A 6,280-nucleotide genomic window follows, 5' to 3' on the forward strand; every position below is an offset into this window, starting at 1 on the left:
CAGTAATTTTTATCTAAATTTGAACCTACATTAACACATGAAAAAAGCAGTTCACTGAATGAAAAAAGGGGTGGTCAGTTTACTCCGAAATTAGGTGGTCAGTTTAAACCGAACTTAGGTGGTCAGTTTAAATTGAAACTGGGTGGTCAATATCACCGAAGTTTCCACAATGTAACGTGGAGCATGGATTTCATGCACGATACGCTGGAAAACGGCAAAAAGGTAAGAAGCCTAAATGTCATGGACGACTTCAACAGGGAGATTCTGCAGTTAAGCATCGACACGAGCCTGCCTTCGGCAAAAGTGATTTCGAGCTTGGAAGAGCTGGTCGAATGGAGAGGTAAACCAGAAAAAATCCGTGCAGACAACGGTCCGGAATTTATTGCCGAAAAATTAAAGAACTGGTGCAAGTTTCACGAAATTGACCTCTACTTCATCCAGCCGGGGAAACCAACTCAAAACTCCCTGATCGAGAGGTTCAACAGGACGTTCAGGACGGACTTTCTGGATGTATACCTATTTGAAAACCTTGTCCAGATGAGGAATTACGCAGAAATTTGGATGTGGAAATACAACAACGAGAGACCTCACAGCGCACTGCAATATCTCACGCCAAGGGACTTTTTGTTGAAATATGGAAAAATCAGCCTCGCCAATCCAGCGGATTTTCCCACATTCCAACAAAGTTTTTCAACAACACCGACAGAAATATTAACAAAAAACTCTACTTTTGAGTGTTACTAGTAATGGGAAGATTACACTTTCCTTTATATGTTACGTGATTTTTCAGATACCTTGACTTATTTCAGTCAAATACATTTCAACAAATCTACAATTATCAAATATCAGACAGCATAAAGCATATTGATTTCCCTTTTTGACTATTAATTTAAATTCTTTTTTGTCGTTTTGGAAAGACTTAAATGAATTCTTATAAAACCTCTTTAAAAGTGAAAGAGCATTTTTTTTAGTCATAATAATCGATGTGTTTTTTGTTTCTATTCTTAAAATTAAATTTTTGCTCGGTTTTACAAATTCAATTAAAATATCGTCAGGTCTTAGCTCTGCATAACTGAATCCAAGATTTTGGGAATATACTGTGTATATAAAATCTTCCTTCGTCAAATAAAGAAAGGGTATATGGATGTCATTATAAGTAAATACTTTTGCTCTTGTTTTAGTGACATCAATAAGTTTTTTTATATGGTTGAACTTTGTAATTAGTCTTGCGTTATTAAGAGTGATATTGTTAAACATAATCGTATCATACTTCATTTGAGCTTTTGCAGAGCTAAAGAGTATAAATAAAAATAATGTAATTAATTTTTTCATATGTTTTAAGGCTTTATTATATAGTTCCCCCCAAAGTTTGGACAGTAAATCGTAAAAGTTAAGTTTGACTTTGTTTGTTTTGAGGGTAGCAGTTTTGCAAATTTCCACATAGGAAAAATCCCTTGAAAGATTTTTCCGTGTAGTGTGGGAATGTGTAAAACTGCTGTAACTTTCATCATGCTGCTGCTTTCTTTTCTTTGAGATAAACTTCTGCCGGGAATCTATATTCCAGGCTTTGATGCCGTCGATTATGGTTGTAGTAACTGAAGTATTTTGCCAGTCCCCGGTAGCATTCCCGCCCATCACTGTAGGCGTAAAGATAGATGTTTTCGTATTTAACACTGCGCCAAAGTCTTTCTATGAAGATATTGTCCAGCGCGCGTCCTTTTCCGTCCATGCTCAGGCGCACCGTTTTCAATTTTTCCACATAGGTGGTAAACAGCTCCGAGGTGAACTGCGCACCTTGGTCGGTATTGATGATTTCGGGTTTTCCATACTTTTCTATGGCCTCGTCCAGCGTGTCCCTGCACCATTCCGAAGTCATCGTGTTACTCAAACTCCAAGACAGTACGAATCTGCTGTAAAGGTCGATCACGGCGCACAGGTACAGGTAACCTCCCCGAACCGGGACATAGGTAATATCCATCGCCCAAACCTGATTCGGAGCGGTAATGGGCAAGTTGCGCAACAGGTAGGGATATACTTTATGCTTTTTTCCTTTCCCCTTTTTGCTGGTGTTGGGACCTGGAGCGGTGGCACTGATGCCCATCACACGGTAAAGCCTCTCCACACGCTTTTTGTTGACCAAAATACCGCAGTCCTTACGCAGCCACTGCAACATTCTGGGAACGCCTTTCCAGGGATGCCTCATGAATTCCGCGTCAATAATCCGCATCAGTTTCAGATTTAATTCGCTTTCCGGAACCCTTCGGTAGTAATGGCTGCTGCGAGAGATTTGCAGAAGGCCGCATTGGGTCTTAACGCTGATTTTTTCCACCTTGTCGATGTGTGTCTTTCTTTCCGATACACTCTGTTTCATGACAAGGCTTTTTTTAAAAAATCAATCTCCATTTTCTGCTGCCCGATGACTTTGTAGAGCTTGTCGACATCCTCTTTTTTTTCTTCCAAAGCCTTTTCTTTACCGAAAATATCGGCTCCATTCTTTAAGAATTCTTTCTTCCAGGTGGTAATTTGGTTAGGATGAAGTTCATACTTTTTTGCAAGTTCGTGAAACGGAAGACGCTCCGACAAGGCTTCTACGACAACCTTGAACTTAAATTGTGAATTGAATTTTCTTCTCTGTGACATATTGTAAATTTAATAGGTTTTTTCCAATTAAACTTACTGTTCGATTTTCGGGGGGAACTATATATAATTTGAGGTTTTCATCTGGTTTTAGTTTTTTATAAAATTAGAAAATATTTTGTATACTACACATATATTTTTTGTTAATTTTATTAATTATTTATCATTAACCGATGTTTACTGCGAATTTTAAAAGCAATCAGAAAAGAAAATCCTAATTTTAGTAGGATTGAAAAGAATCATTACAAATCTCAATGGAACACTATTTTTTTTGTCCACATATTTTAACTAATGAGTGTTTTATCCATCAACATATCTGAAACACTTGTTTTGATATTTGGTATTTTAAGGCGACTAGTTTTTATTATTTCAGGGGTTACTAACCAAACAGTATATTAAAGAACTTCTTTTCTTTTGAAAAAAGAGTTATAATCAAATTGATTATCAATTATATACAACTTCATCAACAAATCTGATACATTACCTAATTTTCCTTCAATTATATGATTTACATATACCTTTCCTAATTGGTTGGCCTGTTGTTCTGTAATAACTTTAAAAAATTCATTATAATATTTTTTTTCTGTACTCATAATTTTATTAGATCACAGCACTCGTAGGTAAATACGGTTCTGCGGAATGAAAATAAGGATGCTCATCCCAAGGAAATGCTCCAACATTTTGATCTACAGCTATCAGTTCTGCTACATCCATTGGCCAGCCTCCATCTAAGCCCCAGGTATCCTGTACATCACTCATATATGAGATACTGCCATCTGCTTTATAAGAAAATCTTAATAATGGAGTGTCACCATTATCATTGTAATAGGTTTTAGATGAACGTTCTCTTATACCTGTTACATTATCAATTGAACAACCAAAAATTCTTCGGTTTAGATTATCTAATACGTGCTTACCTTTAAATAATAAATTTCCAATTTTATCTATATCTACCGAGTTCCATAATGTAAAACCAAATGCTGAGGCTTCCTGTGTATAAAATATCCACCTTTGGTTTTGATTGATACATAATTCCTGTATCTTTTCCTGAAGGTTTTCGTTGGAATCCAAATAATATTCCCCCATAAAAAAATTGGGACTAATATCTTCTACTTTTTTTAATTTTCCGTTTATTACGTGATTTATATAATAATTATTTAAATGACCAACTTGTTGTTCGGTAATCTCTTTAAAAAATTCATTATAATATTTTTTTTCTGTACTCATAATTTTTTATTATTTATTCTATATATGGTAATTTAGGTTTCATATCATATTTTCCTACAATTTTTCCTCCTCGCACTTCTCTCGCATAATTGCCTGTAGAGACACTAATAATTTTATTTTTCTTAACTATGGCAAAATCTATTTTATCAGCAGGAAAAGAAGTGTATTGTTTGCAGGTATTCCTATATCCCGTAGTAAAATCTGTACTACCTGAAGGAAGCAATTCAAAAAATTGATAGGTAATAAAATCTCCATTAGGGTTAAGATGTTCTTTTAATTTATAATATTGATCCTTCTCTATTTTTCTGCTTTTCTTCAAACTTTCCACATAATTATCCATTTTCTGTATAAAAAGCCTGTAATTATTTTCATCCAGCATAATGTCAGTTTCTATATCACCAGCTCTCCATTCCGGCAACTCTACATTGTTTATATTGGGGTCTCCAGTAGTTCTTGGTGCCCTTACAGAACTACCTTTCACAAAAAATTCAAACTTATCTTCAAAATAGATAAATTCATCATCCAAATCACCCAATGTTTCTATAACGTAATTTTTAGAGCCGTTACAGAATGATTTATAATTAGCTTTGCTGGAAATCCCTGCAGGAAAACCTCGTTTTAAAACCTCGTTTATGTAGTAATTTGCCTGTTTTGGCAAGTCTATAGCAGAAATAGGTTTGGCATTTCTATTTGCTATTACAAGCAAATCTTCTGTTAGAATATCATCTGTAATTTTAAGTTCGTTTTTACAATAATTGATAAAGTTTTTCATCACTTCTTCCGTATATTCTGCCCTTAATACAAATTTTCTGATATTGATTAGCTTTTTTACGACTGCAATAATTGTAAAAACTGGTAAACCCGAGTTTAATACAATAGATGTTCTGTAAATGGTAGACGATACTTCTTGCAACAAAGCATCGCTTTCATTTGGATGCAGAGTTTTTAACCTATTTTTTACATTCTGTATAATTTCGGTTTCTGTTGCACCACCTACATTTTCAACTATTCTTTTCGCAGAAGTCTTCAAAGCCAAAGAAGCCACAGTATCTACTGCTGTTACAGAAAGTGTGGCTAGCTGTAACAGCATAATAAAATTCTTTACATTCTTGCAAAACTCGTCATTGGCATTACACTCCACAAAATTGGCAAAAAAGCCCAATGCTCCAGAAGTAAATTCCACACCTCCCAAGACTACTCTCAATCCTTGTTTGGTAAGCAGACCAACTGCTTCTTCTGATGCTCCTAAAGCCGCCCACTTCAAATGTCGTAATTTGGTAAGGTTTCCAATTCCTGAAAAGGTAAGAATACCATCTACCAAATAACCAACAACGGTTTCCGCATCGCTTTGGTCTCCAATATCATCTATCATTTTCAAAACAAAAATAGGAATAAGAGAGTTGATGGTAAGATTTCCGTTTCCTACTTCTGTTTGCGTTCCATACATCATAGGAATTGGAGCTTTTGTCTCTACATTACTATTGATGAGTGTAACGGGTTGGTAAATATGATATGTTCCAAACAATGCTTCTGTATAAGCATTTACATATGTATCAATAACATCTGAAGGTAATTTGGGGGAGGTCTTCGTGAATGGCCACAATTTTATTACCATTAAATTTAAAAGAAAAGTTATCGAAATAAATACCTAGTTTTTTTTCCGATTCATATGGCATCGTTAATGGCGCAGCATCAGGATATCGAATCGGATATTCAAATGTAGTTTGAACAGAGTTAGTTTCTTTTTTAAATTGGTATGCCGTTTCATAACTGTATTTGAAAATTGTGGAAGGAGGAACAGCAGGAGCATTATCTTCTACAAAAAATTGGTCATTAGAAGCCGGTTTACTGGAAATCGGTTCTAAAGATTCAATATAGAAAATATTTTGTTTGAGCGTTCCATTTTCGTTGTACGGATTATATTTGCTAAATTGCCAAAGTAAATATAGAGTTTGTACAAAAGCACCTTTCGTATCAGTTGGTTTAAATTTTGTATTCACAACCCAATTGGATAATTGTATAAGTCCTTTTGTAAAATTCCAGCTGGTGCTCATTCTATCGTAGATATATTGGTACAGCGTAACTTTACCTTCATTTGCATTACCTAACGATATATGATTTTTAGGATCTACAAGACCTTCTAAAAACTCATCAATTCTGTTTAATGTACTATTATTAAATGAGCTGGATATTCTTACAATAAGATTTTCAGCAGCTTCACTTTCGAAGAATCTGCTTAATTCATTCGGTAAGTGGTCTACTTTTTTGACAGTTTGTAAATATAGTTTTTTCAATTGAAATTTGCATCTGCCAACCGAAACGGAATCGGGCTCTGCTGGGGAGCAACCCGAGAGGGATAGGTTGGCCGACGAAATATAGTTTTCAAAGGCACTGCTTTTAGCGGTGCTTTTTTCTG

8 protein-coding genes are annotated in these 6,280 nt (G+C 35.1%); 1 reads left to right on the forward strand and 7 read right to left on the reverse strand.

Annotated elements, in window-relative coordinates:
• Positions 1–132 precede the first annotated feature (132 nt).
• Positions 133–744: an integrase core domain-containing protein gene (locus ACM44_RS14435; RefSeq protein ID WP_048500766.1), complete on the forward strand. Its 612-nt coding sequence runs from the start codon at positions 133–135 to the stop codon at positions 742–744.
• A gap of 42 nt (positions 745–786) precedes the next feature.
• Here the strand turns inward: ACM44_RS14435 and ACM44_RS14440 are convergent, their stop codons facing one another.
• The 7 genes from ACM44_RS14440 to ACM44_RS14470 form a co-directional block, all read right to left on the reverse strand.
• Entirely contained in the window at positions 787–1,332 is a 546-nt protein-coding gene (locus ACM44_RS14440; protein ID WP_152669394.1) for a hypothetical protein, read from the reverse strand.
• 175 nt (positions 1,333–1,507) lie between these two features.
• Positions 1,508–2,371, reverse strand: a complete 864-nt coding sequence (locus ACM44_RS14445; protein ID WP_048500768.1) for an IS3 family transposase — start codon at positions 2,369–2,371, stop codon at positions 1,508–1,510.
• On the reverse strand, positions 2,368–2,640 hold the full coding sequence (locus tag ACM44_RS14450; RefSeq protein WP_048500769.1) for a transposase: 273 nt from the start codon (positions 2,638–2,640) through the stop codon (positions 2,368–2,370). The genes ACM44_RS14445 and ACM44_RS14450 overlap by 4 nt, the downstream gene beginning before the upstream one ends.
• A 392-nt stretch (positions 2,641–3,032) precedes the next feature.
• Positions 3,033–3,230 (reverse strand): hypothetical protein, encoded by a 198-nt coding sequence (locus ACM44_RS14455; protein ID WP_048500770.1) that lies wholly within the window; start codon positions 3,228–3,230, stop codon positions 3,033–3,035.
• Between the two features lie 7 nt (positions 3,231–3,237).
• On the reverse strand, positions 3,238–3,864 hold the full coding sequence (locus ACM44_RS14460) for a hypothetical protein (RefSeq protein ID WP_048500771.1): 627 nt from the start codon (positions 3,862–3,864) through the stop codon (positions 3,238–3,240).
• A 13-nt stretch (positions 3,865–3,877) separates the two neighbouring features.
• On the reverse strand, positions 3,878–5,467 hold the full coding sequence (locus ACM44_RS14465; protein WP_152669396.1) for a hypothetical protein: 1,590 nt from the start codon (positions 5,465–5,467) through the stop codon (positions 3,878–3,880).
• Positions 5,418–6,280, reverse strand: an 863-nt coding sequence (locus ACM44_RS14470) for a hypothetical protein (protein ID WP_048500773.1), incomplete at its 5' end; no start/stop codon positions are given. The genes ACM44_RS14470 and ACM44_RS14465, both read right to left, overlap by 50 nt.

Origin of the sequence: Chryseobacterium koreense CCUG 49689, from assembly GCF_001045435.1 — a bacterium.
GTDB lineage: Bacteria > Bacteroidota > Bacteroidia > Flavobacteriales > Weeksellaceae > Kaistella > Kaistella koreensis.

Excerpts from the sequence above, each read along its gene's own strand:
- ACM44_RS14440 (WP_152669394.1), bottom strand. The coding sequence starts at position 1,332 with ATGAAAAAATTAATTACATTATTTTTATTTATACTCTTTAGCTCTGCA.
- ACM44_RS14445 (WP_048500768.1), bottom strand. The coding sequence starts at position 2,371 with ATGAAACAGAGTGTATCGGAAAGAAAGACACACATCGACAAGGTGGAA.
- ACM44_RS14460 (WP_048500771.1), bottom strand. The coding sequence starts at position 3,864 with ATGAGTACAGAAAAAAAATATTATAATGAATTTTTTAAAGAGATTACC.
- ACM44_RS14455 (WP_048500770.1), bottom strand. The coding sequence starts at position 3,230 with ATGAGTACAGAAAAAAAATATTATAATGAATTTTTTAAAGTTATTACA.
- ACM44_RS14450 (WP_048500769.1), bottom strand. The coding sequence starts at position 2,640 with ATGTCACAGAGAAGAAAATTCAATTCACAATTTAAGTTCAAGGTTGTC.